The sequence below is a fragment of the Polaromonas sp. P1_E1_2 genome (genome assembly GCF_056406035.1).
The window spans coordinates 1-1052 of the sequence record NZ_JBFUAZ010000930.1 but is presented as its reverse complement, the minus strand read 5'-3'; the positions used below and the strand labels follow the sequence as shown (position 1 = coordinate 1052).

The window sequence follows — 1052 nt, the reverse complement described above, 5'->3', positions numbered from 1 at the left end:
ACCTGGTTGGCCATGGCCCGTTCGCCCGCACCCAGTTTCTTCTCATCGGCAAACAGCACAATGATTTTTCGGTAGCTGGCCAGCAGATCCTGCATGCCCGTCAGGATTTTGCTGGTGTCGAGTGGCGTGGCGGCCAGAGTCGCGGCAGGCGGTGGTGCGTCTTTCTTGCTGTGGTCCGTGTCCAGGGTAATGACGATGGCGGTGGCCACTACCAGTAACAGGGTTCCTCCGGCTGCGACGAGGGCGATCTTGGTTTTGTTGTTCATGGGTTGTTTTTATTCTGCCCGGGGCTGGGCTTTTTTCTGAATCTACCATTTGGCGTTTTGTAGCTAGCCCGTATTGCTGGGTTTCAGAGCCTCGATGTCTGCCATGACTAGGCGCATACCCCGCACGCGTGGGCACAAAGGCGCACGTGCGGCGGCTGGGCATCAGACAGCAACCGGTGCAGCTCCGCCGCAGGTCATAAAAGGTTTGGAGGTGCGCGCCGGGCGTGTGGCGCGTAGGCGGGAGACGGCTTGGGGCATGGGAATAGCTTGAATGCGGCTTTGATGAGATTGGCGTAGAAGTGTGTACTGTACGTCTGCACCAGGCTAACCGGCTCTCATCGTCGACTCAATTCGCAAGAGGTTACGTAGCGAGGATGTCTGAAAGCACGTTCGAGAAGTAGGATGGAAACTTAGTAAGAGATTTTGAGATTTCCTCGGCTTTGTTTCTGATGGAAATGCGTGCCTCATATGCTGACGTGGGTGAGCTGCCGACTTCATCCGCAATATGTTGTGCAATTACGCGTTCCGCGAAACCAATCTCAAAATATAAAACTGACGCTGCAGATGGAAGTCCGTACTTCAATCTCTTTTGCAAAAGATCCGCGTACGTTTTGAAGTCCGAAGCCGATTCCTCCGTCCCGGACGATTTAGCGAAAGAGGCCCTGATGGCTGCAATAAAGAGGGCAAACTCATAACCGAACGTCTGCTCGCAGATGTCTACCACCCCTTCCATATCCAGTTTTCGTCGCCCTTTCTTCTCTTCTATTACTTCTTGAAGTTCGGTAC

General features: G+C 53.8%; 2 protein-coding genes. Both read right to left on the bottom strand.

The window, feature by feature from the left end:
• Positions 1-266: hypothetical protein (locus AC1D1P_RS24180; protein ID WP_477674771.1), on the bottom strand; the 266-nt coding region annotated here is incomplete at its 3' end.
• Between the two features lie 361 nt (positions 267-627).
• On the bottom strand, positions 628-1052 hold a 425-nt coding region (locus AC1D1P_RS24175; RefSeq protein WP_477674770.1), incomplete at its 5' end, for a hypothetical protein.